This is a genomic window from Collimonas rhizosphaerae (genome assembly GCF_038896935.1).
GTDB classification, from domain to species: Bacteria; Pseudomonadota; Gammaproteobacteria; order Burkholderiales; family Burkholderiaceae_D; genus Collimonas; species Collimonas rhizosphaerae.
The window spans coordinates 75,271-100,214 of sequence record NZ_JBANDC010000009.1; the positions used below are offsets into that span (position 1 = coordinate 75,271).

Here is a 24,944-nt window from a genome sequence, read left to right on the forward strand (position 1 = left end):
AAGCCTATTCAACAAGCAAGACCGCATGTTAGTCTTTAATTAAGACAATGCTTAATAGGCAACCAGCAGCTTGCTACGGGCACGCTTCTTGATAGCTACTTGATAGTTTCCGATCAAACCACAGCAAAGCAAGATCATGGCAAATTTTTTCGATGAAATGTACTCCGATGGCAATTCGTCGGTGCGCCCGCACTACAGCGAATTTTCCAATTGGCTCAACGCTCAGACTGCTGAAACGATCGCCCGCAAACGGGCCGAAGCCGACCTGATTTTCCGCCGGGTCGGGATTACCTTCGCCGTGTACGGCAACGACGCCGGCACCGAACGCCTGATCCCCTTCGACATCATTCCGCGCATCATCCACGCGCAGGAATGGGCGGTCCTGGAAGCCGGCCTGATCCAGCGCGTCAAGGCGCTCAACATGTTCATCCACGACATCTACCACGACCAGAACATCGTCAAGGCAGGCGTGATCCCGGCTGAACAGATTTTCCGCAACGCCCAGTACCGTCCCGAAATGCAAGGCATCTCGGTCGCTTCCGACATCTATGCGCACATTGCCGGCGTCGATATCGTGCGTGCCGGCCAGGGCGAGTTCTACGTGCTGGAAGATAACCTGCGGGTGCCGTCGGGCGTGTCCTACATGCTGGAAAACCGCAAGATGATGATGCGGCTGTTCCCCGAGCTGTTCCTGCGCCACAAGATCGCGCCGGTCGACCATTATCCCGACATGCTGCTCGATAACCTGCGCTCGGTGGCGCCGGTCGGCGTGACCGATCCGACGGTGGTGGTGATGACGCCGGGGATGTACAACTCGGCTTACTTCGAGCACGCTTTCCTGGCCCAGCAGATGGGCGTGGAGCTGGTCGAAGGCCAGGACCTGTTCGTCAACGACAACCACGTCTACATGCGCACCACGCGCGGCCCCAAGCGGGTCGACGTGATCTACCGCCGGATCGACGACGACTACCTCGATCCGCTCGCCTTCCGCCCCGATTCGTCGCTGGGCGTGCCGGGCTTGCTGTCGGTGTACCGCGCCGGCAACGTAACGCTGGCCAACGCCATCGGCACCGGCGTCGCCGACGACAAGTCGGTCTATCCTTTCGTGCCGGACATGGTCCAGTTCTACCTGTCGGAGAAGCCGATCCTGAACAATGTCCCGACCTTCCAGTGCCGCAAGAAAGAAGACTTGCAGTACACGCTGGACAACCTGAAGGACCTGGTGGTCAAGGAAGTGCATGGCGCCGGCGGCTACGGCATGCTGGTCGGCCCGGCCTCGACCAAGCAGGAAATCGAGGATTTCCGGCAGCGCGTGATCGCCAAGCCGGACGGTTATATCTCACAGCCGACCCTGGCCTTGTCGGCCTGCCCGACCTATGTCGAATCCGGCATCGCACCGCGCCACCTTGACCTGCGGCCGTTCGTATTGTCCGGCAAGAATGTCTCCCTGGTGCGCGGCGGCCTGACCCGCGTCGCCCTCAAGGAAGGTTCGCTGGTGGTCAACTCGTCCCAAGGCGGCGGCACCAAAGACACCTGGATTCTGGAGAAATAACATGCTCAGTCGCACCGCCGATCATTTGTTCTGGATGTCCCGCTACACCGAGCGGGCAGAAAACACCGCACGCATGCTCGACGTGCACGTGCAAACGGGGCTGCTGCCGCAGTCGATCGAAGACGTTGAAAAAGGCTGGCGCGCAGTGCTCGGCATTTCCGAGCTGACCCACGCCTACGACAAGAAATACAGCGTCGTCACGCAAAAAGACGTGATCGATTTCATGGTGCGCGATCCCAGCAATTCTTCTTCGATCGCTTCCTGCCTGAAGCAGGCTCGCGAGAATGCGCGCGCGGTGCGCGGCGCGCTGACTACCGAAGCATGGGAAATCCAGAACGCCACCTGGATCAAGATGCAGGGTTACCTGCAGACCAACGCGCTGGAGCAAAACCCGAGCGAGTTTTTCGAATGGGTCAAGCACCGCTCTCACCTGTCGCGCGGCGTCACCATCGGCACCATGCTCAAGGATGAAGCATTCCACTTCATCCGCCTCGGCACCTTCCTGGAACGCGCCGACAATACGGCCCGCATCATCGACGTCAAATTCCACGGCGCCAAGGAAGGCACCTACACCAAGAACCTGCAAACCGGCCAGCGCCAAAGCCAGGAGCAGGATTCCATCGCGGATCCGCAAATCGACTTCTACTACTGGGCGGCGATCCTACGTTCGGTATCCGGTTTTGAAATCTACCGCAAGGTGTACCGCGACGTGATTACGCCGGCGCGCGTGGCTGACTTGCTGATCTTGCGGCCGGACATGCCGCGTTCGCTGCTGTCTTGCATGGAACAGGTGGTCGGCAACCTCAAGCATGTGCACAACGACACCTCCTCCGATACCGAGCGGTTCGCGGGGAAACTGCATGCCGACCTGAAATTCAGCAATCTCGAGGAAATCCTCGACGCCGGCCTGCATGACTACCTGACCCGCTTTTTCGAACGGATCTTCGAGCTTGGCAATCGCATCAGCCGCGATTTCCTGGTGCCCCTCAACACCTGATGCCTGACATGCTACTGACCATCCGGCATGAAACGGTTTATCACTACACCGCGGCGCTCACCTACACCATCCAGCAGCTGCGCCTGTCGCCGCGGGCGGAAGCGCAGCAGCGCACGCTGGCCTGGCATATCAGCAGTTCAGGCAACCGCCATCCGTACATCGATGCGTTCGGCAACCTGAGCCATACGCTGACGGTCACCAAACCGCACCACGAGGTGCGCATCATCGCCGAGGGCACGGTAGCGGTGACGCCGCTACAGCAGGGCCGGCTGCCGCAGGCGGGAGAATTTTCGCCGCTGGTGTTTACCGTGCCGACCCTGCTGACGCAAGCCACGCCGGCAGTCATGGAGTTCGCCCACCGGAATCTGCGCAGCGGCGCCGACAGCAGGCAGCTGCTGGAGCTGGCGCAGGCGATCTGCGCGGCGGTCGCCTATCAAAGCGGCTCGACCGCGGTAACCAGCAGCGCCGACGATGCGCTGGCGCTGGGCCAGGGCGTGTGCCAGGACCATGCGCACCTGTTCCTGGCCTGCTGCCATATCGCCGGCATCCCGGCGCGCTATGTATCGGGCTATATCGATCCCGGCAACACCAGCCACGCCGAAAGCCATGCCTGGGTCGACGTCTGGGTGCAGGAAAGCGGCTTCGCCGGCTGGATCAGCATCGATGTCACCCATGCATGTTTTGCCAGCGATAATTATTGCAGGCTGGCAATTGGACGCGACTACGACTCCGCCGCGCCGGTGCGCGGCGTGCGGCGCGGCGGCGGAGAAGAAACCCTGACTGTGCAAGTCAACGTTTCTGCTTTACCATCCGATCAATAAGCGGCTTACATCAACTTACAATAAATTGTCGTATTGTTAATGTAAAACTCAATCTGATCGAGAAACCGCCTTGGCTTCCTGTAAAATCGCCACTTTGTATTTTTCTTCGACACCATGACTTACTGCGTTGCCCTCCGCCTGGAAACCGGCCTGGTTTTTCTCTCCGACTCGCGCACCAATGCGGGCGTGGACCATGTCGCCACGTCGCGCAAGATGAGCGTGTTCGAAAATCCCGGCGAGCGCCTGATGGTGTTCATGACCGCCGGCAACCTGTCGATCTCGCAGTCGATCAAGGAAATCATCGGCGAGCGCGTGAATGCCGCCGGCAAGACCATCTGGACCGTGGACTCGATGTACGAAGCGGCGCAGATCGTCGGCGAAGTAATCCGTTCGGTGTATGAACGGGAAGCGCAGGCGCTGGAGAAATTCGGCATCGATTTCAACGTCAGCATCATTTTCGGCGGCCAGATCAAGGGCGAGCGCTGCCGCCTGTTCCAGATTTATTCGGCCGGCAATTTCATCGAGTCGCACAATGAAAACACGTATTTCCAGATCGGCGAATCGAAATACGGCAAGCCGATACTCGACCGTGTCATCACGCCAGCCTCGTCGCTGGACGAAGCGGCAAAATGCGCGCTGATTTCGATGGACTCGACCCTGCGCTCGAATGTCTCGGTTGGCTTGCCGCTGGACATGCTGCTGTATGAAAAAGATACGCTGGCGGTCACGCGCTTTGTCACCATCGGCGAGAAGAACCAGTACTTCCAGATGATCCGCGAAAACTGGGGCAAGCAGCTCAAGAGCGTATTCGACGGCATCGCCGACCCGGTCTGGAACGCCAATCCCGAAACCACCTCGAACGTGCTGTCGGCGCAAGGCTCGCGCAGCGAACCGCTGGTGGTCACGCCGCCGCAAGGCATCGGCAACGACAGCCAGCCGGCGCCGCTGCAAACCTTGGCGCAAGGCGGCAACGGCCGGCAACACTAAGTCTGATCACGAAAAAAACGGCGCCCGATTCTCGGCGCCGTTTTCAATTCAGGCGCCGGCCCGGTGCCCGCCGTGGCCGGAGGCTCTCAGAAACAGTGTTCCGGCGCCGGAAACGACTTGTCCTTCACCGCGCTGACATAGGCCTGCACAGCGGCATCGATGCTGGTCTGCCCTTCCATGAAATCTTTCACGAAACGCGCCTTGTGGCCGGGGAAAACGCCCATCAGGTCATGCATCACCAGCACCTGGCCGGAACAGTCCGGGCCGGCGCCGATGCCGATGGTGGGGATCGTCAGCAGTTCGCTGACTTCCTTGCCCAGCGCCGCCGGAATCGCTTCCAGCACCAGCAGGCTGGCGCCTGCCGCCTGCAACGCCAAGGCGTCGGCCTTCAGCTGCTCGGCAGCCGCGTGCGACTTGCCCTGCACTTTATAGCCGCCCATCTGATGCACCGACTGCGGCGTCAGCCCGAGATGGGCGCAGACCGGGATCGCGCGTTCGGTAAGGAAGCGTACGGTCGGCGCCAGCCAAGTGCCGCCTTCGATCTTGACCATCTGAGCACCGGCCTGGATCACCGGCACCGCATTCTCGAATGCGCTTTCCGGCGTGGCGTACGTGCCGAACGGCAGGTCCGACAGCACCAGCGCGGTACGGTTGCCGCGCGCCACGCTGGCGGTGTGGTACACGATGTCTTGCAGGGTGACCGGCAAGGTCGAGCTGTGGCCCTGGCACACCATGCCGAGCGAATCGCCGATCAGCAGGGTTTCCACGCCGCAGCGGTCCATCAGGGCGGCAAAGCTGGCGTCGTAGCAGGTCAGCATGGTGATCTTTTCACCCTTGTCGCGCAAGGCTTGCAGCGCCGGGATGGTGATCGGCTTGTTACGTGCCGCCGGGTCGCTGCCTTGTAAATATCCTGCCATTGTCATTCTCCACGATTGAAAAATTCGCGCTTGCCGCGCATGCCGTCGATGCGCGCCAAGAGCAAGCTGAAATCGGCATCGCTGCCGGCCAGGTCCAGGTGTTCGTTATTGACGATCATCAGCGGCGCTTCCTCGTAGTGATAGAAGAAGCGGCTGTAGCTTTCACACAGGCGCGCCAGGTACTCCGGCGAAATGCTTGCTTCCATCTCGATGCCGCGCTTCCTGATGCGCTCGATCAAGGTTTCCGGCTCGGCCTGCAGGTAAATCACCAGGTCCGGCGTCGCTGCCTGCGGCCGCAGATGATCGTACATCTGCCGGTATAGCTTCAACTCCTCGTCGGCCAGCGTCAGGCGGGCGAAGATAGGATCCTTGGCCAGCAGGAAATCGGCGACCAGGTGGCCCGGGCTGTCGAACATGTCGTTCTGCGCCGAATCGCGCAGCTGGTTGATGCGCTGGAACAGGAAGAACATCTGGGTCGACAACGCATAACGCGGCGCATCGCGGTAGAACTTTTCCAGGAAGGGATTGGCTTGCGGCTGCTCCAGCAAGACCTTGCCGCCCAGGTGCATGGCGATCTTGTTGACCAGCGTGGTCTTGCCGACCCCGATCGGCCCTTCGACGACGATGTACTTGTAGCTGTCTAGATTCATGTTTGAGAGATGTGCTGCATGCGTGAAAGGATCAGTGTGCCAGAAGCTGGCGCATCCGGCAGGCTGTCCTCATAAAACGGATTCTTATATCTTGCGGATGGCCTGGTCCGCGACTTGCGGGGCAAACTGGTGCGCCGGCCCCTGCTTGGGAATGACGACGAAAGGATCCAGCTGCAGCAGCGGAATCAGGACGAAAGCGCGTTGCGTCATGCGCGGGTGCGGTACGGTCAGCACCGCATCGGCGAATGTCGACTGGCCATATAACAGCAGGTCCAGGTCCAGCGTGCGCGGGGCGTTGGGATAGGGGCGCTGGCGGCCGAAATCCTGTTCGATCTGCTGCAAGCCTTGCAGCAAGGCATGCGCGCTCAGGCGGGTTTTGATGCGCGCCACGGCGTTGGTGTAATCGTCGCCGCCGGCATCCAGCGGCGCCGTGCAAAACAGGCTGGATTGCGCATCCAGGCTGGTGTCAGGCAATTTGCCGAGCTGCAGGATGGCGCGCTGGACCTGGCCGCTGGCGTCGCCCAGGTTGGCACCGATACCGATATAGGCGGTGACCGCTTCGGCGGCAGGAGAAATTCCGCTCATTGACCACCTTGATCGTCGTTGCCGCGGCCGCCCGCGCTGCTGCCTGGATTCACACCCTTGGCGCCGCTGCGCGAGCCGCGCCGGCGCGCACGCTTTTTGGCGGGAGCCGCTTCGGCTGCCACCTTCGGCTTTTGCGCCAGCAGCAGTTCGCGCTCGGCGCCGTCGCCTTCCATGAAGGCGGTCCACCACTCGCCGATTTCGCCGTCGATCTCGCCAGAAGCGCAACGCAGCAGCAGGAAGTCGTAGCCGGCGCGCAGGCGCAGGTGTTCCAGCAGCTTGTATGGCGCCTTGCCGACCCGGCGCTCAAAGCGCGGCTGCATGGCCCAGATGTCGCGCATGTCGGAAGCGATCTTGCGCTGCAGGGCCAGCTTGTCGGTTTGCGCTTCCAGCACGTCGTCGGCCGCCAGGTGCAGCGCCGGGATAGGGAATTCGCCGGCGGCCTTGTAGGCGGTCCATTTTTCCAGCACCTGGTGCCACAGCAGGGATGCAAACAGGAAGCCGGGGGAAACCGGCTTGCCCTGCTGTACGCGGACATCCGTATTGGCCAGCGCCAGGGTGACGAATTTTTCGCCCAGCGGCTGCTCCAGCACCACGTCGAGCAAAGGCAGCAAGCCGTGATGCAGGCCCTCCTTGCGCAATTGCTGCAGGCAGGCCAGGGCGTGGCCGCTCATCAGCAGCTTCAGCATTTCGTCGAATACCCGCGCCGCCGGCACATTGTCGATCAGCGCCGCCATCACCGGTATCGGCGCGCGGGTGGCCGGGTCGATCGTAAACTTGAGCTTGGCGGCGAAACGCACGATGCGCAGCATGCGCACCGGGTCTTCGCGGAAGCGCGCCTCCGGCTCGCCGATGATGCGCAAGGTCTTGGCGCGGATATCGTCGATGCCGCCGTGGTAGTCGAGCACGCTTTCGGTGGCCGGATCGTAGTACATCGCATTGATGGTGAAATCGCGCCGCACCGCATCTTCGTGCTGCTCGCCGAAGGTGTTGTCGCGCAATACGCGGCCATGCTCATCTTTCGGCGAGCCGTCGGAGGAAGCGCCGCGGAAGGTGGTGACTTCGATCAGTTCCTGGCCGAACATCACGTGCACGATCTGGAACCGCTTGCCGATGATGAAGGCGCGCCGGAACAGGCGCTTGACCTGTTCCGGCGTGGCGTTGGTGGCGACGTCGAAATCCTTGGGCTTCACGCCCAGCAGCAGGTCGCGCACCGCACCGCCGACGATAAAGGCCTTGAAGCCGTTATCCTGCAGGGTCTTGGTGACCCTTACCGCATTCGGCGATACCAGCTGCGGATCGATGCCATGCTGTTTAGGGCCGAGTACCAACGGTTGGGTGGGATCTTTTTTCTTTTTCCCAAGGATGGAGCGAATCAGCTTCTTGATCATTGCGCGTCGAATAAATTCAGGATGGGCCAGCCGTGGGCAATTGCATGCTCTTTCAAGCGGGCGTTCGGATTGGTGGCGATGGGGTCGGTGACCAGCGCCATCAGCGGCAGGTCGTTGTGCGAATCGCTATAGAAAAAACTGCGCGGGAAGCTGGCCAGCGTCATGTCCATGGTCGCCAGCCAGGCATGGGTGTGGATCACCTTGCCGGGACCGTAGGTGGGCGTATCCAGCAGCTTGCCGGTGATCTCGCCGTCGCCGGTGGTTTCCGGATCGGAAGCGATCAGGAAATCGACGCCGAAGGCCTTGGCGATCGGCTCGGTGACAAAGCTGTTGGTGGCGGTCACGATCGCCACCAGGTCGCCGGCGTCCTGGTGTTTCTGCAGCAAGGCGCGCGCCGCCGGGGTAATCTGCGGATGGATCACTTGCGCCATGAACTGCTCATGCCAGGCATCAAGCTGCCTGCGCGGGAATTGCGACAAGGTGCCGAATGCGAATTCCAGGTATTTGACCGGATCCAGCGTACCGGCCTGGTATTGGGCAAACCACTCGGCGTTGCTCTTTTCAAAGGCGTCGTGATCGACTGCGCCGATGCGCACCAGGAACTGCCCCCATTCATAGTCTGAGTCGACAGGCAGCAGCGTATGGTCAAGGTCGAATAGGGCCAGGTTCATAGTGATTGTTTATCTTCGGATTCGAGTTGCAGCAGGCTGCGCAGCAAAGGCAGCGTTATTGGGCGCTGGGTTTCCAGCGAATAGCGGTCGAGCTCGTCCAGCATGGCCGACAAAGAACGCATGTCGCGCCGGAAATGCGTAATCAGGTAGGGTAACACGCCGCTCGACAGATGCAGGCCGCGCGCTTGCGCCGCGTGCGTCAGGGCGGCGATCTTTTCTTCGTCGCTCAAACCGTGCAGCTGGTAGATCAGGCCCCAGCCGAGGCGGGTCCGCAAGTCTTCGCGCACGCTCAGCTCGGACGGCGGCAGTTCGCCGCTGGTGACCAGCCAACCGCCGTGCTCGCGGATCTGGTTGAACAGGTTGAAGGCTTCTATCTGGTCGCCGGCCGACAATTTGTCGCAGTTGTCGATCAGGTAGCCGGCGACATCCGGCGAAAAAATGAAGGCGCCGGCGTCGTTATTCGGACCATGGATCAGGCGCGCGCTGGTGCTGCTGGCCAGCGCCTGCAGCACATGGCTCTTGCCGGCGCCGGCCTGGCCCCACAGGTAAACGAAGCGGTCGCCCGGCGCGGTGAGGGATTTCGCCGATGGCGCGACCAGACGCTGCAAGAACTGTAAGGCTTCTTGGTTCTGCCCGACCACGAAAGTAGCCAGGGTCTGCGGCTCGTCCGCAGTAATGTCCAGCGTTAGCTGCCTCATTCTTGTTTCTTCACTTGTTACTTAAACTCAATCAATTGGAGAGCATTATTGCTTAGGTATTATAAAAACTGCTGTCCAGGTAATGTGCGCGCACATGCTTGACCACCACCGACATGATCGCCGAACACGGCAGCGCCAGCAGTATGCCGACGAAACCGAACAGCTGGCCGAAGGCCATCAAGGCAAAAATCACTACCAGCGGATGCAGGCCGATGCGCTCGCCTACCAGGCGCGGCGTCAGGATAAAACTTTCCAGCACCTGGCCGATGCCATACACGATGGCGACTGCAATCAGTCCGTGCCAGCCGCTGAACTGCAGCATCGCCGCGATCAGCGCCAGCCCCAGCCCGAGGCCGAAGCCGACATACGGGATGAAGACCAGCAGGCCGGTAATAATGCCCACGGGCAACGCCACGTCAAAACCCGCGATCGCCAGCCCGGTCGAATAATAAATCGCCAGAACCAACATTACCAGCAATTGGCCGCGCAAATACTGCGCCAGCAGGCTGTCTACCTCCTGCGTCATGTTGCCGGTCTTGCCTTGCCAGCGGCGCGGCACCAGCCGGCTCGCGCGTTCGACGATCGCATGCCAGTCCTGCAGCAGGTAGAACAGCACAACCGGCACCAGCAGGATGGTGGCGAGCCAGCCCAGCACCGCGGTGCCGCCGACCTTGACCGAAGCCAGCACCGAGGTCCAGATCTCGTCGCCGCTGGTGGCCAGCTGCTTGGTCAGCATCTCTTTGATGCCGGTGCCGTCCAGCCGTACATTGATGCCGAAATCCTGCAGGTGCGGGCCGATCACGCCGTCCAGCTTGTTGAGGAAATTGGGGATCTGGTCTTGCAGCAGGGGAAACTCTTTGCGCAACACCGGCACCACGATCAGGATCACCGCCAGGATCGCGAACACCAGCAGCAGTATCACGATCAGCACCGCCAGCGCGCGCGGAAAGGGAAACTTGCCGATCTTCCTGCGCGCCAGCCAGTCAACGCCGGGATTGAGCGCGTAGGCGAGGATGGCGGAGGCGATGAAAGGCGTCAGGATCGGTCCCAAGGCCACCATCAGCGCTATCAGCAACAGGCCCAGTCCTAGCCATAATGCGGTTTGTTTTTGTTCGTCGGTAAAAGAAAATGGCATGGAATCGAAAGTTTGATGGATCGGTTTGATAAAATACCGCTTTTACCGCGCAATAACCTGGCCGAAACCAAGCGATTGGAAAGTTAAAAACAAGCTGAAAACAAGACAAAACCCGTGGGAAAGCCGTATTCTCCACTGATTTACCTCTTGTTTGGCTGTTTTTGGCCGGTTATTTGACCTGACAGGCAACGCTGATGCAGCGCTGAATTTCAGGTGCGTGGCCGAATTCCCCCTATTTTACCGCCTCTGCCGCCAATCACATCATGACTTCCACTTCAAACGTGTCCAACGTTCCTCTCTCTTACCGCGATGCCGGTGTTGATATCGACGCCGGCGACGCCCTGGTCGAGGCCATCAAACCCTTTGCAAAGCGCACCATGCGCGAAGGCGTGATGGGCGGCATCGGCGGTTTCGGCGCCCTGTTCGAAATCAGCAAGAAATTCAAGGAGCCGGTGCTGGTGTCGGGCACCGACGGCGTCGGCACCAAGCTGAAGCTGGCTTTCCACCTGAAGCGCCACGATACGGTCGGCATCGACCTGGTGGCGATGAGCGTCAACGACATCCTGGTGCAAGGCGCCGAGCCGCTGTTTTTCCTGGATTATTTCGCGTGCGGCAAGCTTGACGTGCCTAGCGCCACCGACGTTATCAAGGGCATCGCCAAAGGTTGCGAGCTGGCAGGCTGCGCCCTGATCGGCGGCGAAACCGCTGAAATGCCGACCATGTACCCGGACGGCGAATACGACCTGGCCGGCTTCGCGGTCGGCGCGGTGGAAAAATCGAAACTGATCGACGGCACCAAAATCACCCCGGGCGACGTGGTGCTGGGCCTGGCGTCCTCCGGCGCGCACTCCAACGGCTATTCGCTGGTGCGCAAGATCATCGAAGTCGCCCAGCCCGACCTGGATGCAGACTTCCACGGCCGCAAGCTGGCCGACGTGCTGATGGAGCCTACCCGCATCTACGTCAAGCCGTTGCTGGCGCTGATGGAGTCGATGGAAGTCAAGGGCATGGTGCACATCACCGGCGGCGGCCTGGTGGAAAACATTCCGCGCGTACTGCAGGACAACCTGACCGCTGTGCTGCACAGCGACAGCTGGACCATGCCGCCGCTGTTCGCCTGGCTGCAGCAGCACGGCAAGGTGGCTGACGCAGAAATGCACCGCGTCTTCAATTGCGGCATCGGCATGACTGTCATCGTCGCCAAGGAAAACGCCGACGCTGCCGTCGCGCAACTGCAAGCCGCGGGCGAAACCGTCTACCGGATCGGCGAAATCCGCGCCCGCGCCGAAGGCGAAGCGCAAACTATCGTGGTGTAACCGCGGTACGGCCTGCGCCAAAAGAAAAAGACGACCATTGATTGGTCGTCTTTTTTTTGTCCGATGATTGCCAGGCGCCCGGCAATCTCAGGCGGCTTTAATCTTCGTAGCGCTTCAAGCTGGCCGCCATGCCCTTTTCCAGGTCGGACATGCAGCTGACGGTCACTTCCAGGTCGCGCAACAGGCCGTCGCGCACGCCATACACCCAGCTATGGATGGTCAGCGGCTGGCCGCGGTCCCAGGCGTCCTGGACGATGGTGGTGCGGCAGATGTTGGCGACCTGCTCCATCGAATTCAGTTCACACAGGCGGTCGTGGCGCACGGTTTCCGGCAAGGCTTCGCCCAGGTAGCGTTCATGCTTCTGGTGCACGTCTTCAACGTGGCGCAGCCAGTTGTCAGCCAGCCCGACACGGCGCTTGGTCAGCGCCGCATGGACCCCGGAGCAGCCGTAATGGCCGACCACAAAAACATGCTTGACCTTCAGTACGTCTACCGCAAACTGCAGCACCGACAAACAGTTCAGGTCGCTGTGCGCGACCACGTTGGCGATGTTGCGGTGAACGAACAGCTCACCCGGCAGCAAGCCCAGCAATTCATTTGCCGGCACCCTGCTGTCGGAACACCCGATCCAGAAATACTCCGGCGCCTGCTGCGACGCCAGTTTTTTGAAAAATTCCGGATCGCGGGCGGTAATTGCCGCCGCCCACTCGCGGTTTCTCTGGAAAAGGTCTTCTCGGGTCAGGGATTGCTTGTTGTTTGCTGTCATCGTTTTCTATTCAATAAAGTTCCATCTGCATAGTGTTTTTGCAACACATGCGCGACATCCTGGGCCTTATTTTATAGAAAGTTGGATATTGCCATCGGCTTTTATCCGATATGCAGCATTCCCTTTGGCGCAACCTATCCTGTCTGGCCCAGCAACAAGAGCTTCAGCTTGCTGTCCGCCGGCTTCTCGCCCAGCCAGATTTTCAGCAGAGCGTTGTAGAACACCAGGTCAGGCAACGTCTCCGATACCGGCTTGCCGTTGAAGTGGATCTGCGTGCCGACGCCCGGAATCCAGTCGGTGGTCATCACATCGCCTTTTTTCAGCTCCGGGATCGAGGCAAACAGTTCGCCGAATTTCAGCAGCTGGTTGACGATCTTCGACTTGTCCGCCTTGTCCACATTGTTCTGGATGCCGCTCATGAAAGCACGGCTGAAATCTTCGCTGCTGACGTCGCGCAGCATCACCAGTTCGATCCGGCGCGCGCCCGGCGCTGCCAGTACGTCCGGCACCGTGGTTTTCTTGTCGGATAAATATAAGGCAGCGGTATAGACCTTGAAAATGACCTTATAGCGGATCCCGGCGCCGTTGAGCTTCAGGTCCTGGTTGCCGACCTTGGCGGTTTCTTCGATCTTGACGCCGGCCACGTCTACCGCAAATGCACCCTGCGCCAGGAACAACGCAGACAACACGCAGGCGCAAGCCCCTGCACGCTTCAAACGAGCAACTATCTTCATGTCTCCCCCTATGTTTGTATATGGAGTTTGAGTTTGTATCGACCGCAAATAAAAGAACGATCGTTTTATTATTACCCTATACAGAATAGTGAGCTGGACAAAATTATGCAATAAAGAATTTGTTAACGATGATTGGGCAGCGCCCATGCCTATGGGAGCCGCCATGAAAAAAGCCGCCAACCTTGTACGGTTGGCGGCTTTCGCGAGGCTAAGGGTAGTCCTGTTTACTCGAAGAACTCTTTTACCTTGTCTTTCCAGGACTTGCTCTGCGGACTGTGCTTGGCGCCGCCTTCGCTGGTCAGTTGCTCGAATTCCTGCAGCAGCGCTTTCTGGCGGTCGTTCAGTTTGACTGGGGTCTCAACCACGACATGGCAGAACAGGTCGCCGGCATAACCCGAGCGCACGCCCTTGATGCCCTTGCTGCGCAGGCGGAAAGTCTTGCCGGACTGGGTGCCGTCGGGAATCGTGAAGGAAGCCTTGCCGTTCAATGTAGGCACTTCGATTTCACCGCCCAGGGCGGCTTTGGCGAACGAGATCGGCATTTCGCAATGGAGGTCGTCGCCTTCGCGCTGGAACACCGCATGCGGCTTGATGTGGATTTCCACGTACAGGTCGCCGGTCGGTCCGCCGTTCATGCCTGGCTCGCCGTTGCCGGAAGAGCGGATCCGCATGCCGTCGTCGATCCCGGCCGGGATCTTCACTTCCAGCGTCTTGTTGCGCTTGATGCGTCCTGCGCCGGCGCAAGATGGGCATGGCTCCGGAATGATCTTGCCGCTGCCGTGGCATTTCGGGCAAGTCTGCTGGATGCTGAAGAAACCTTGCTGCATCCTGACCTGGCCGTGGCCGCCGCAGGTTGGGCAGGTGATCGGCTCGGTGCCGGGTTTGGCGCCGCTGCCGTGGCAGGGCTCGCACTCGTCCCAGCTTGGCACCCGGATGGTGGTGTCGAAACCGTGCGCCGCTTGTTCCAGCGTGATTTCGAGGTTGTAGCGCAGGTCGGCGCCGCGGTACACCTGCGGTCCGCCGCCACGGCCGCCGCGGCCACCGCCGCCGCCGAAGATGTCGCCGAAGATATCGCCGAAGGCGTCGGCAAAACCGCCGCCGCCACCGCCGCCACCCATGTTAGGGTCGACTCCGGCATGGCCGTAACGGTCGTAGGCCTCGCGCTTTTGCGGATCGGCCAGCATTTCGTAGGCTTCTTTCGCCTCTTTGAATTTCTCTTCCGCACCTTTGCTGTCCGGATTGCGGTCCGGATGATGCTTCATTGCGAGCTTGCGGTACGCCTTCTTGATTTCGTCATCAGTAGCGTTTTTCGCAACACCCAATATTTCGTAAAAATCACGCTTCGCCATCTTTTTGCACCCAGTTGTTTAAGCGAAAACGCCGAACAGAGCTGCAATAGCATCTGCCCGGCGCATCTTCGCGCTGGTTCGCCGATATAAAGCGGCAAAACAGCGCTGACGAAGATCTTACTTGTCTTTTACTTCCTTGAAGTCGGCGTCGACCACGTCGTCTTCCTTCGGCTTGGCTTCCGCACCTGCTGCGCCGGCTTCAGCGCCGCCGGCGGCAGCTTGCTGCGCCTGCATGTCAGCGTACATCTTTTCGCCGAGCTTTTGCGCGGCAGTGGTCAAGGCAGCGGTCTTGTTGTCGATGGCAGCCTTGTCGCTGCCCTTCAACGCTTCTTCCAGTTCCTTGATCGCTGCTTCGATGCTGGCCTTTTCGCCGGCTTCCAGCTTGTCGCCGTATTCCGCCAGCGACTTCTTGGTCGAATGGACCAGCGCATCGCCCTGGTTATGGGCTTCGGCCACTGCCTTCAAGCGCTTGTCTTCTTCGGCATTCGCCTCGGCGTCGCGCACCATCTTCTGGATCTCTTCTTCGGTCAGGCCGGAGTTAGCCTTGATGGTGATCTTGTTTTCCTTGCCGGTAGCCTTGTCCTTGGCGCCTACGTGCAAAATGCCGTTGGCGTCGATGTCGAAGGTCACTTCGATCTGCGGCGTGCCGCGCGCTGCCGGCGGAATGCCTTCCAGGTTGAATTCGCCCAGGCCCTTGTTGCCGGCAGCCATTTCGCGCTCACCCTGGAACACCTTGATGGTCACGGCCGGCTGGTTGTCGTCGGCGGTCGAGAACACCTGGCTGAACTTGGTCGGGATGGTGGTGTTCTTCTGGATCATCTTGGTCATCACGCCGCCCATGGTTTCGATACCCAGCGACAGCGGCGTCACGTCCAGCAGCAGCAAGTCCTTGCGGTCGCCCGACAAGACCGAACCCTGGATCGCGGCGCCGACGGCAACCGCTTCATCCGGATTGACGTCCTTGCGTGGATCCTTGCCGAAGAATTCCTTCACCTTTTCCTGCACCTTAGGCATGCGGGTCATGCCGCCGACCAGGATGATGTCGTCGATGTCGGAAACCTTGACGCCGGCGTCCTTGATGGCGATGCGGCAAGGCTCGATGGTCTTGGCGATCAGCTCTTCCACCAGCGATTCCAGCTTGGCGCGGGTCATCTTCAGGTTCAGGTGGATAGGCGCGCCGTTGGCCATGGCGATGTACGGTTCGTTGATTTCTGTCTGTTGCGAGGACGACAGCTCGATCTTGGCGCGTTCGGCCGATGCCTTGATGCGTTGCAGCGCAATCGCATCCTTGCCGAGGTCGATGCCGTTGATCTTCTTGAACTCGTCCAGGATGTAGTCGATGATGCGCTGGTCGAAGTCTTCGCCGCCGAGGAAAGTGTCGCCGTTGGTGGACAGCACTTCAAACTGCTTTTCGCCATCGACATCGGCGATTTCGATGATCGAAACGTCAAAGGTGCCGCCGCCCAGGTCATACACGGCAATCTTGCGGTCGCCTTTTTCCGCCTTGTCCAGGCCAAATGCCAGCGCAGCCGCGGTCGGCTCGTTGATGATGCGCTTGACGTCCAGGCCGGCGATACGGCCGGCGTCCTTGGTGGCTTGGCGCTGTGCGTCGTTAAAGTAAGCCGGCACCGTGATCACGGCTTCGGTCACTTCTTCGCCGAGGTAGTCTTCGGCAGTCTTTTTCATCTTGCGCAGCACTTCCGCCGAGATTTGCGGCGGCGCCAGTTTCTGCTCGCGCACCTGGACCCATGCATCGCCGTTGTCGGCCTTGATGATCTTGTAAGGCATCAGCGCGATGTCTTTCTGCACTTCTTTTTCGTCGAATTTGCGGCCGATCAGGCGCTTGGTTGCATACAGCGTGTTGGTCGGATTGGTGACCGCCTGGCGCTTGGCTGGAGCGCCGACCAGGATTTCGCCGTCTTCTTGATAAGCGATGATGGAAGGCGTGGTGCGCGCGCCTTCCGAGTTTTCGATCACTTTCGGCTGGCCGCCTTCTATGACCGAAACGCAAGAATTGGTGGTACCCAAGTCAATGCCGATAATTTTACCCATGGTGTGTGTCCTTTACTGAATATCTGGTTAATGTTTTGATGGTCTGAATATAGGGAGAAAAGCGGCGCTTTCAAGCGCTGGCACGCTTATTCCTGGCGTTTTTTCTATTTTCCTTGCGCCACGACGACCAGCGCAGGCCGCAGCAGGCGGTCGGCGATGGCGTAGCCCTTCTGCAGCACAGTCACCACGGTATTGGCTTCCTGCTCCGCCGGCACGGTCGAAATTGCCTGGTGCTTCATCGGGTCGAGCTTGTCGCCGACTTGCGGCGAGATTTCCGTCAGGCGGTTTCTTTCAAAGGCGGAAGACAGCTGTTTCAGCGTCATTTCCACGCCTTCCTTGAGCGACTCCAGCGACGGCGTTTCGATCTTCAGCGCCATTTCCAGGTTGTCCTTGACCGGCACCAGGGCTTCGGCAAAACCTTCGATCGCAAATTTGTGAGCACGGGCAATATCTTCCTGAGCGCGGCGGCGAACGTTTTCCGACTCAGCCTTGGCGCGCAGGAAAGCATCCTGCATTTCAGCGATCTTGGCTTGCGCTTCCGACAACTGGGTTTCCAGCGTTGTTTCGGGAATTACCGTTGCATCTTCGGCAACCGGGGTCTTTTCCGTTTGCGCCTGTTCGTTCTGATTTTCCATGTGTTCCATTCAAAAATCTCCAACAATCAATAACTTACTAAGTATAGGAAGCCAAATGAGGCTATGCCCTTACTTTTTCAAGGGTTAAAAAAAATGCGCCCTGATTTGGCTGCGAGCCGCGGTTCAATCGCCGGGAAATGATCAAACCCGGCAACAATTTGAAACAAGATTTACCAGCCAAGGTTTGCTGCAACGCGGCATTGGAACTAAGCTGCAGGTGTGGGCTCCAAGAAATGAATGTTGCCCTGTCCCAACAAACAAAAAAGGAAATATCGTGAAACTGCCGTTAATTTCCGCATTTCTGGTCGTTTATATTTTGCTTGCAGCAAGCTGGATCAGCTATTCGCAACTGATCGCATTATATTGACTTTGGCTATTCGCCTTTGCAACTTGCAAAACAAACAATAACCGTCCATAAGCACCCGGTATCGGGCGCTCATTATAGTTGTGCCTAGCCGCAGCGGCGCAAGAACACTCAAATTTTCCAGACCGGCCAGGCCGCTTTATTGGCTGGCGCCCAGGCGCATTGCCTGTTGCCGCGACGCTTCAGCCTGCTGCTTCAATTCTTCCCGCTCACTCTCTGTGGTAGGCCAGCCGATCAGGTGCTCCTCGGCCAGCGAAGCCATGCCCGCTATCCAGGCCGGCGCCTGGTTCAGGCAGGCGATGAAGTGGAACTCCTTGCCGCCCGCCCTCAGGAAATCCTGTTTCGCCTCTATCGCAATTTCTTCCAGCGTCTCCAGGCAATCGCTGGTGAAACCCGGGCACATCACATCAACCCGGCCGACGCCCTGCTTGGCCAGCTTTTGCAGGGTCGGCGCGGTATACGGCTGCAGCCATTCGGCCTTGCCGAAGCGCGACTGGAAGGTCAGTTGGTACTGCTCGGGGCCCAGCCCCAGCTGCTGCGCCAGCAGGCGCGCGGTTTTCTGGCATTCGCAATGATAGGGGTCGCCTAGCAGCAGGGTACGCTTGGGAACGCCATGGAAACTCATGATCAGCTTGTCGGGCGTGCCGTGCATCGCCCAGTAAGCAAGCACTGACTCCTTCAGCGCCTGGATATAAGCTTCGTGATCGTGGTAATGCTTGATGAAACGCAGCTCGGGGACGTTGCGCACCTGCGCGTAGTGCGCAAATACCGCGTCATAGATCGATGCCGTGGTGGTCGCCGAATATTGCGGATACGCGGGCAAGACCAGGATCCGTTCGCAGCCGTCGGCCTTGAGCTGCTCCAGCACTTCCGGTATCGAAGGCGAACCATAGCGCATCGCATAAGCTACCTGCACTTGATGGCCGCGTTGTCCCAGGTAACCGCGCAACAGGATCGCCTGTTTGCTGGTATGGACTTTCAGCGGCGAGCCTTCGTTGCTCCAGATGGAAGCATATTTATGCGCCGACTTGCTGGAGCGGAACGGCAGGATCACGCCATGCAAAATCAGCCACCACAGCGCCCGCGGTATTTCCACCACCCGCGGATCGGACAGGAATTGCTTCAGGTAGCTGCGCACCGCCTTGGTGGTAGGCGCATCCGGCGTGCCCAGGTTGACCAGCACGATTGCGGTCTTGCCGGCCTTGCCATGGGTGAACGGAGGTTCTTTACGGAATGCCATGCGAACAGATCCAGGAAACAGGGTTAGAGCGCCAGCAGTTCACGCGCATGCTTGCGCGTGGTTGCGGTAATCTCAAGGCCGCCGAGCATGCGGGCGATTTCTTCGATCCGGTTCTTGGCGTCGAGGCCGTCGATCGCCGACACCGTCTTGTTGCCCTGGCTTTGCTTGCTGACCTGGAAGTGCTGGTTGGCCTGGCTTGCAACCTGAGGCAAATGGGTGACGCACAGCACCTGGCGATCCTGTCCCAGGCGTTTCAGCAAGCGCCCGACCACTTCCGCCACGCCGCCGCCGATGCCGCTGTCGACTTCATCGAAAATCAAGGTCGGCGTTGCGGTAGAACTGGAAGTAATCACCGAAATCGCCAGCGCTATCCGCGCCAGCTCGCCGCCCGAGGCAACTTTGGCCAAGGGCCGCGGCACTACGCCGGCATGGCCCGCCACCAGGAACTCCACCTGCTCGACGCCATAGCTGGCTGCCTCGCAAGGATTGAGCGCAACCGCAAAACGGCCGCCGCTCATGCTCAAATCCTGCATCGCCGCAGTCACCGCCGAGCCCAGCGCCTGGGCCGCCTTGGTCCGCGCTTTCGACAGCTTTTGCGCCAACCCCAGGTAGGTTGCTTTCAGCTTTTCTTCCTGCGCCTTCATGGCGTCGAGATCGCTGGCGTCCGCCAGCTGGCGCAGCTGCTGCGACAAGGTTTCCAGCTCCTGCGGCAGTTCGTCCGGCGTCAGCCGGAATTTGCGGCCGGCCGAATGGATCGCTTCCATCCGGTCTTCGACCTGGTGCAGGCGCGCCGGATCGAGCTCGACCCGGCTCAGGTAATCGTTCAGCGCGTAGACCGCCTCCTGCAGCTGGATGCGCGCCGGCTCCAGCGCTTCCAGCACCGGCTTGAGGCTGCTGTCGACATCGACCAGCTTGCCGATCTTCTGGTTCAGCGCCGACAGCTGCGACAACATCGGCGGGCTGTCGTTGGCGTCGTTTTCGGAAATCACGCTGAGCGCTTCCTGCGCTCCCTCGATCAGGCTGGCGGCATGCGACAGGCGGCTGTGCTCGTTGGTGATCTCATCCCATTCGCCCGGCTTGACCGCCAGCTTTTCCAGTTCGCCGACCTGCCACTCCAGGCGTTCCCGTTCCAGCAGCACGTTCTTAGCGTTGGTTTCAAATTCTTCGCGCTGGCGCGCCAGCGAACGCCAGCTTTTGAAGGCGCCGGCCACGGCCAGCAGATCGTCCTGCAAGCCGGCTTGTCCATCCAGCAACAGCCGCTGGGCATCGCTTTTCAGCAAAGACTGGTGCGCATGCTGGCCGTGGATGTCGACCAGCATTTCGCCCAGCTCGCGCAGTTGTCCCGCGGTTGCCGCCACGCCGTTGATGAACGCCTTGGAACGGCCGGCGTTGTCGATCACGCGCCGCATCAGGATCACGCCGTCTTCGCTGGCGAACTCGTTCTGCGCCAGCCAGCCGCCGACTTCGCCATCGGTCTCGCCGGCCAGCGCGAACTCCGCCGTCACGTCCGCCTTGGCCGCGCCTTCGCGCACCACGCTGGCGTCGCCGCGGCCGCCCAGCGCCAGCGCCAGGGCATCGATCAGGATGGATTTGCCGGCGCCGGTTTCGCCGGTGAATACGGTAAAGCCGGCGGCGAACTCAAGCTCGATGGCATCGACAATGACAAAATCGCGGATGGAAAGTGTGCGCAGCATGGGAGGGCTCGAAATAGGTGTAAATACAACGCTGGCCTGGCAGCGCCAGGCAATGTCGGCCAGCATAACAAAATCGGCGGCGGCTTACTTGAGCTGCCCTTCCGCCGACGGATATTCGTTCCAGTGCAGCTTTTGCCGCAAGGTGTCGTAATAACTCCAGCCGGCCGGATGCAAAAAGGTGATGGTATGTTCGGAGCGCCGTATCAGGATGCGGTCGCCATGCTGCAGGCTGGCCAGCGACTGCATGTCGAAATTGGCGCTCATGTCGCGGCCGTTGACGATTTCAATCACGATTTCGCTGCTGTCCGGGATCACGATAGGCCGGTTCGACAGCGCATGCGGCGCAATCGGCACCAGCACGATGCCGCCCAGCGAGGGATGCAGCAAAGGCCCGCCGGCGGACAGGGAATACGCGGTCGAGCCGGTCGGCGTCGCCACGATCAGGCCGTCGGAACGCTGGTTGTACATGAAGCGGCCGTCGACCTCGACCATCAGTTCCGCCATGCCCGATCCGGCGCCGCGCGCCACCACCACGTCGTTGAACGCCAGCGCGCTGAAGATCTGCTGGCCGTCGCGCATGACCGAGCCTTGCAACAGGCTGCGCCGCTCCGATTCGACTTTACCGTCCAGCATTTCGCCCAGCACCGGCAGCATGCGCTCCAGCGAGATATCGGTGATGAAACCGAGGCGGCCCTGGTTGATGCCGATCAAGGGCACATCGTAAGGCGCCAGCTGGCGCGCAATGCCCAGCATGGTGCCGTCGCCGCCGACAATGATCGCGGCGTCAGCCTGCTGGCCGATCTGCGCCGGCGTCATCGCAGCGATCGGCAGCGCGACGTTCTGCGCAGTCTCGGTCTCCAGCACCACATGGTGGCCGCGTCCTTGCAGGAAATCGGCGATTTCAGTCAGCGACTCGGAAATGCCGGCGGCGAAATACTTGCCGACGATCGCAATGGTTTTCGGCATAGGTTCTAGCAAAACCGCTTGAGAAGGTAATTTTATAGGCCACATGCTGGCGATTAGACCATAATTTAGGCTTGCAATGAAGGATACGCACATGGCCCTGACGAATAATTCAGCTATCTTCCCTGGTTTCCGGCCTGGCAAATCGCCCGCCGTCAAAGCGGTGCTGTTCGACCTCGACGATACGCTGTGGCCGATCGTGCCGGTGATCGCGCGCGCCGAACAGCTGCTGTTCGACTGGCTGCGCCAGAATGCTCCCGCGGTCGCCCGCGAGTTCACCATCGAGAGCCTGCGCCAGCAGCGCATGGAACTGGTGGCGAGCAACCCGGTGTTCAAGTTCGACCTGTGGCGGCTGCGCCATGCGGCGCTGACGATTGCTTTCAACGGCGTCGGCGAAGACGCCGGCAAAGTGGATGCGGCGATGGCGGTATTTTCCGAAGCACGCCACGCGGTGACGCCGTTCGCCGACGTCCAGCCGGCCTTGGTGCGGCTCAGCCGGCGCCTGCCGCTGGGTACGGTCTCGAACGGTTTCGCCGATCTTGGCAAAATCGGCCTGGCCCAGCATTTCCAGGCATCGATTGCGGCCCACAGCTTCGGCTGCGCCAAACCCGATCCCAGCATTTTCCATGCGGCTTGCGCAGCGCTGAACGTGGCGCCGGAACAAGCGGTGTATGTCGGCGACGACCCCTTGCTGGACGTGGCCGGCGCCCAGCAAGCCGGTTTGCAGGCGGTCTGGATCAACCGTTTCGAGCGCGTGCTGCCGGCCGGCATCAGCGCCCAGGCCAGCTGCGCCAGCCTGCTTGAGCTGGAGGCGTGGCTGGAACAAACCGCGGTTAGCCGCTAAAACAGTGTATAAGTGCATGCATAAGCCGCTGGCACGCAAGCCCGGCGCTCGCTAAAATACAACCATATGCAACTAGATAATCGCGCTCAAACCCTGCTCAAAGCCCTGGTCGAACGGTATATCGCCGACGGCCAGCCGGTTGGCTCGCGTGCCTTGTCCAAGATCTCGGGCCTGGAACTGTCGCCGGCGACGATACGCAACATCATGGCGGACCTTGAGGAAATGGGCTTTGTCGCCAGTCCCCACACCTCAGCCGGCCGGGTGCCTACCCCGCGCGGCTACCGCATGTTTGTCGACACCCTGCTGACGGTCGAGCCGATTGACGAAACCGCGCTGGAATCGAAGATGCAGGCGCGGCTGCAGCCAAATTCGCAACAAAAGATCATTGCCAATGCGGCACAAGTGTTGTCATCTCTATCGCATTTTGCGGGGGTGGTGCTGTCGCCGCGGCGCGAATCGATTTTCCAGCAGATCGAATTCCTGCGGCTGTCGGAAAAACGCATCCTGCTGGTGATCGTCAGCCCCAACGGCGACGTCCAGAACCGGCTGCTGCTGACCGATGTCGACTACAGCCCGGCCAAGCTGGTGCAGGCCGCCAATTACATCAACCAGCATTACGGCGGGCTCAGCCTGGACGATGTCCGCCTGCGCCTGCAAGGCGAACTGCGCAAGCTGCGCGACGACATGACCTGGCTGATGCAGGCCGCGGTCGAAGCCGGCAGCGACGCCATGACCGACAACAGCGACGAAGTGGTGATTTCGGGCGAACGCAACCTGCTCAGCGTCACCGACTTGTCCTCGAACATGGATTCCTTGCGCAAGCTGTTCGACATGTTCGAGCAAAAGACCAGCCTGATGCAGCTGCTCGACATCTCGGGCAAGGCCACCGGCGTCCAGATTTTCATCGGCGGCGAATCGCAGCTGGTGCCGATGGACGAAATGAGCGTGGTGACCGCGCCCTACGAGGTCAACGGCAAGATTGTCGGCACGCTGGGCGTGATCGGCCCTACCCGGATGGCGTATGAACGCGTGATCCCGATCGTCAATATCACCGCCAAGCTGCTGTCGAACGCCTTGAGCCATAGCTGAACCCGCCTGGAACATGTCCCGCAACGACGCCGTCATCGACTATATCCGCGAGCTGCTGGCGCCGCTGGGCGCCATCAGCGCGCGCAGGATGTTCGGCGGCTACGGCGTCTACCACGATAGCGTGATGATCGCCCTGGTTGCCGATGGCGTCCTGTATCTCAAGACCGACGACCAAACCCGGCCGCAGTTCGCCGCCGCCGGATGCACGCCCTGCGTCTTCGAAAGCAAAGGAAAAACCATTGAGATGAGCTACTGGTCGGCGCCTGAAGACGCGATGGATTCAGCTGCGGCGATGACGCCCTGGGCGCGCCTGGCCTATGCGGCAGCGGTGCGCAAGGCTAACGCCAAGCCGGCGCCGAAGGCGCGCAAGCGCAAGGCAGCGTAAGAACTGGCATCAGCCTTTTTTCTTGCGGCAATCGCGGCAATGGCCGTACAGCGCCAGCGCATGGTCGGCGATTTCGAAACCGTGTTCCTTGGCGACGATTTTCTGGCGCTTTTCAATTTCTTCGTCGTAAAACTCTTCCACCAGGCCGCAATCCAGGCAAACCAGATGGTCGTGGTGCGAGCCTTCATTGAGTTCAAACACGGCCTTGCCGGTTTCAAAATGATTGCGCTGCAACAGCCCGGCCTGCTCGAATTGGGTCAGTACGCGGTACACGGTCGCCAAGCCGACATCGAGGTTGTCGCTCAGCAGGATTTTATAAACGTCCTCGGCGCTCAGGTGGCGTACTTCGCTATTCTGGAATATTTCCAGGATTTTGAGGCGTGGCAACGTGGCTTTGAGGCCGCTGGCTTTCAGTTCGGATGGATTGTTCGGCATGTTTTGGTCACAAATGGATGATCTGCTTTATCATATAGCGTTTTAGCACAGTTGCTCAATCAATTGAGATCCTTATGCGAATGTTGCTCTCCCCTGTCCGTACCTCCGCCCGCATCGTCCCTTTAGCCGCTGCAGTTGTCTTGATGGCTGCCCTGGCCGGCTGCGCTTCAAAAAAACCCCTGCTCGATCAGTCCGCTGCCAGCGCAGATCCGGCGGCGGCCCCTGTAGTCACCGATACCAGCGGAGTGCAAACCGTCAAGCATCGCCGCTTCCTGGGCATCTTCTCCCCTTACCGGATCGATATCCAGCAGGGAAATTTTGTCTCGAAAGAAATGTTGGCACAAGTTAAAGAAGGCATGACGCGGGAACAAGTGCGTTTCGCGCTCGGCACGCCACTGCTGACCGATCTGTTCCATGAAGATCGCTGGGACTACGTGTTCCGCCTGCAAAAAGGCAATGGCGAAATCACCACCAGCCGGGTCAGCGTTTTCTTCAACGGCAACCTGCTGGCGCGCGTCGACGGCGGCAACCTGCCTACCGAGAACGACTACCTGGACCGGCTTTCAGGCGGCGCGGCAGAAGCCAGGAAGAGCGTCAAGAATGTGGAAATCGCCCCAACCGTGCCTAGCGCGCCAGGCCCTTCCAAGAACTGATTTATAAATTGTCCAGATCGTCGA

At 60.1% G+C, this 24,944-nt stretch carries 25 protein-coding genes; 9 read left to right on the forward strand and 16 right to left on the reverse strand.

Annotation, left to right across the window (positions count from 1 at the left end; translation table 11 throughout):
* The first annotated feature begins 136 nt into the window (after positions 1-136).
* The 4 genes from V8G57_RS14330 to V8G57_RS14345 all read left to right on the forward strand — a co-directional run bounded on the left by V8G57_RS14330 (position 137) and on the right by V8G57_RS14345 (position 4,357).
* Positions 137-1,552 carry a circularly permuted type 2 ATP-grasp protein gene (locus tag V8G57_RS14330; RefSeq protein ID WP_342829978.1) on the forward strand — a complete coding sequence of 472 codons (1,416 nt, stop codon included), beginning with the start codon at positions 137-139 and terminating at the stop codon, positions 1,550-1,552.
* Position 1,553: 1 nt separating this feature from the next.
* On the forward strand, positions 1,554-2,549 hold the full coding sequence (locus tag V8G57_RS14335) for an alpha-E domain-containing protein (protein ID WP_092396901.1): 996 nt from the start codon (positions 1,554-1,556) through the stop codon (positions 2,547-2,549).
* Between the two features lie 8 nt (positions 2,550-2,557).
* Positions 2,558-3,370 carry a transglutaminase family protein gene (locus V8G57_RS14340; RefSeq protein WP_342829979.1) on the forward strand — a complete coding sequence of 271 codons (813 nt, stop codon included), beginning with the start codon at positions 2,558-2,560 and terminating at the stop codon, positions 3,368-3,370.
* Between the two features lie 114 nt (positions 3,371-3,484).
* The gene (locus tag V8G57_RS14345; protein ID WP_092396903.1) at positions 3,485-4,357 is read left to right on the forward strand and encodes a proteasome-type protease; all 873 of its coding nucleotides are present in this window, start codon (positions 3,485-3,487) and stop codon (positions 4,355-4,357) included.
* A gap of 86 nt (positions 4,358-4,443) precedes the next feature.
* Here V8G57_RS14345 and panB read toward each other — a convergent pair whose 3' ends face one another.
* The 7 genes from panB to V8G57_RS14380 all read right to left on the reverse strand — a co-directional run bounded on the left by panB (position 4,444) and on the right by V8G57_RS14380 (position 10,401).
* Positions 4,444-5,274: a 3-methyl-2-oxobutanoate hydroxymethyltransferase gene (gene panB, locus V8G57_RS14350; protein WP_342829980.1), complete on the reverse strand. Its 831-nt coding sequence runs from the start codon at positions 5,272-5,274 to the stop codon at positions 4,444-4,446.
* 2 nt (positions 5,275-5,276) lie between these two features.
* Positions 5,277-5,924, reverse strand: coding sequence for a deoxynucleoside kinase (locus tag V8G57_RS14355; protein ID WP_342829981.1), 648 nt, complete (start codon positions 5,922-5,924; stop codon positions 5,277-5,279).
* Between the two features lie 84 nt (positions 5,925-6,008).
* Positions 6,009-6,509 (reverse strand): 2-amino-4-hydroxy-6-hydroxymethyldihydropteridine diphosphokinase, encoded by a 501-nt coding sequence (gene folK, locus V8G57_RS14360; RefSeq protein WP_342829982.1) that lies wholly within the window; start codon positions 6,507-6,509, stop codon positions 6,009-6,011.
* Positions 6,506-7,897 carry a polynucleotide adenylyltransferase PcnB gene (gene pcnB / locus V8G57_RS14365; protein ID WP_092396911.1) on the reverse strand — a complete coding sequence of 464 codons (1,392 nt, stop codon included), beginning with the start codon at positions 7,895-7,897 and terminating at the stop codon, positions 6,506-6,508. Before pcnB ends, folK begins: the two co-directional genes overlap by 4 nt.
* Complete coding sequence (locus V8G57_RS14370; protein WP_342829983.1) at positions 7,894-8,568, reverse strand: histidinol-phosphatase; 675 nt, start codon at positions 8,566-8,568, stop codon at positions 7,894-7,896. Before V8G57_RS14370 ends, pcnB begins: the two co-directional genes overlap by 4 nt.
* Positions 8,565-9,266, reverse strand: a complete 702-nt coding sequence (gene hda, locus V8G57_RS14375; protein WP_092396915.1) for a DnaA regulatory inactivator Hda — start codon at positions 9,264-9,266, stop codon at positions 8,565-8,567. Before hda ends, V8G57_RS14370 begins: the two co-directional genes overlap by 4 nt.
* 52 nt (positions 9,267-9,318) lie before the next feature.
* Positions 9,319-10,401 (reverse strand): AI-2E family transporter, encoded by a 1,083-nt coding sequence (locus V8G57_RS14380; RefSeq protein WP_342829984.1) that lies wholly within the window; start codon positions 10,399-10,401, stop codon positions 9,319-9,321.
* Between the two features lie 263 nt (positions 10,402-10,664).
* Here V8G57_RS14380 and purM point away from each other — a divergent pair, with 263 nt between their 5' ends.
* A complete protein-coding gene (gene purM / locus V8G57_RS14385) occupies positions 10,665-11,717 on the forward strand; it encodes a phosphoribosylformylglycinamidine cyclo-ligase (RefSeq protein ID WP_342829986.1) in 1,053 nt (350 codons plus the stop codon).
* A 97-nt stretch (positions 11,718-11,814) separates the two neighbouring features.
* Here purM and can read toward each other — a convergent pair whose 3' ends face one another.
* From can to V8G57_RS14425, 8 genes are all read right to left on the reverse strand, one after another.
* Positions 11,815-12,483 carry a carbonate dehydratase gene (gene can / locus V8G57_RS14390; RefSeq protein ID WP_092396921.1) on the reverse strand — a complete coding sequence of 223 codons (669 nt, stop codon included), beginning with the start codon at positions 12,481-12,483 and terminating at the stop codon, positions 11,815-11,817.
* Between the two features lie 134 nt (positions 12,484-12,617).
* Positions 12,618-13,217: a chalcone isomerase family protein gene (locus V8G57_RS14395; RefSeq protein WP_092396923.1), complete on the reverse strand. Its 600-nt coding sequence runs from the start codon at positions 13,215-13,217 to the stop codon at positions 12,618-12,620.
* Positions 13,218-13,441: 224 nt separating this feature from the next.
* The gene (dnaJ, locus tag V8G57_RS14400; RefSeq protein WP_092396925.1) at positions 13,442-14,566 is read right to left on the reverse strand and encodes a molecular chaperone DnaJ; all 1,125 of its coding nucleotides are present in this window, start codon (positions 14,564-14,566) and stop codon (positions 13,442-13,444) included.
* A gap of 117 nt (positions 14,567-14,683) precedes the next feature.
* A complete protein-coding gene (gene dnaK, locus V8G57_RS14405) occupies positions 14,684-16,618 on the reverse strand; it encodes a molecular chaperone DnaK (protein WP_092396927.1) in 1,935 nt (644 codons plus the stop codon).
* A 104-nt stretch (positions 16,619-16,722) separates the two neighbouring features.
* A complete protein-coding gene (grpE, locus tag V8G57_RS14410) occupies positions 16,723-17,262 on the reverse strand; it encodes a nucleotide exchange factor GrpE (RefSeq protein ID WP_092396928.1) in 540 nt (179 codons plus the stop codon).
* A gap of 494 nt (positions 17,263-17,756) precedes the next feature.
* A complete protein-coding gene (gene hemH, locus V8G57_RS14415; protein WP_342829987.1) occupies positions 17,757-18,857 on the reverse strand; it encodes a ferrochelatase in 1,101 nt (366 codons plus the stop codon).
* Positions 18,858-18,880: 23 nt separating this feature from the next.
* On the reverse strand, positions 18,881-20,551 hold the full coding sequence (gene recN, locus V8G57_RS14420) for a DNA repair protein RecN (protein ID WP_342829988.1): 1,671 nt from the start codon (positions 20,549-20,551) through the stop codon (positions 18,881-18,883).
* Positions 20,552-20,635: 84 nt separating this feature from the next.
* Positions 20,636-21,562, reverse strand: coding sequence for an NAD kinase (locus V8G57_RS14425; protein WP_144739353.1), 927 nt, complete (start codon positions 21,560-21,562; stop codon positions 20,636-20,638).
* A gap of 46 nt (positions 21,563-21,608) precedes the next feature.
* On the opposite strand from V8G57_RS14425, the gene V8G57_RS14430 reads away from it, so the two are divergent.
* The 3 genes from V8G57_RS14430 (at position 21,609) to V8G57_RS14440 (ending at position 23,832) form a co-directional block, all read left to right on the forward strand.
* Entirely contained in the window at positions 21,609-22,358 is a 750-nt protein-coding gene (locus V8G57_RS14430; protein WP_342829989.1) for an HAD family hydrolase, read from the forward strand.
* Between the two features lie 66 nt (positions 22,359-22,424).
* A complete protein-coding gene (gene hrcA, locus V8G57_RS14435; protein WP_092396933.1) occupies positions 22,425-23,447 on the forward strand; it encodes a heat-inducible transcriptional repressor HrcA in 1,023 nt (340 codons plus the stop codon).
* Between the two features lie 13 nt (positions 23,448-23,460).
* Positions 23,461-23,832 (forward strand): TfoX/Sxy family protein, encoded by a 372-nt coding sequence (locus V8G57_RS14440; RefSeq protein ID WP_144739355.1) that lies wholly within the window; start codon positions 23,461-23,463, stop codon positions 23,830-23,832.
* Positions 23,833-23,841: 9 nt separating this feature from the next.
* Here the strand turns inward: V8G57_RS14440 and fur are convergent, their stop codons facing one another.
* Positions 23,842-24,267 (reverse strand): ferric iron uptake transcriptional regulator, encoded by a 426-nt coding sequence (gene fur / locus V8G57_RS14445; protein ID WP_014007830.1) that lies wholly within the window; start codon positions 24,265-24,267, stop codon positions 23,842-23,844.
* Between the two features lie 74 nt (positions 24,268-24,341).
* Between fur and V8G57_RS14450 the strand changes: the two genes are divergently transcribed.
* Positions 24,342-24,920, forward strand: coding sequence for an outer membrane protein assembly factor BamE (locus V8G57_RS14450; protein ID WP_342829990.1), 579 nt, complete (start codon positions 24,342-24,344; stop codon positions 24,918-24,920).
* Positions 24,921-24,944 lie beyond the last annotated feature (24 nt).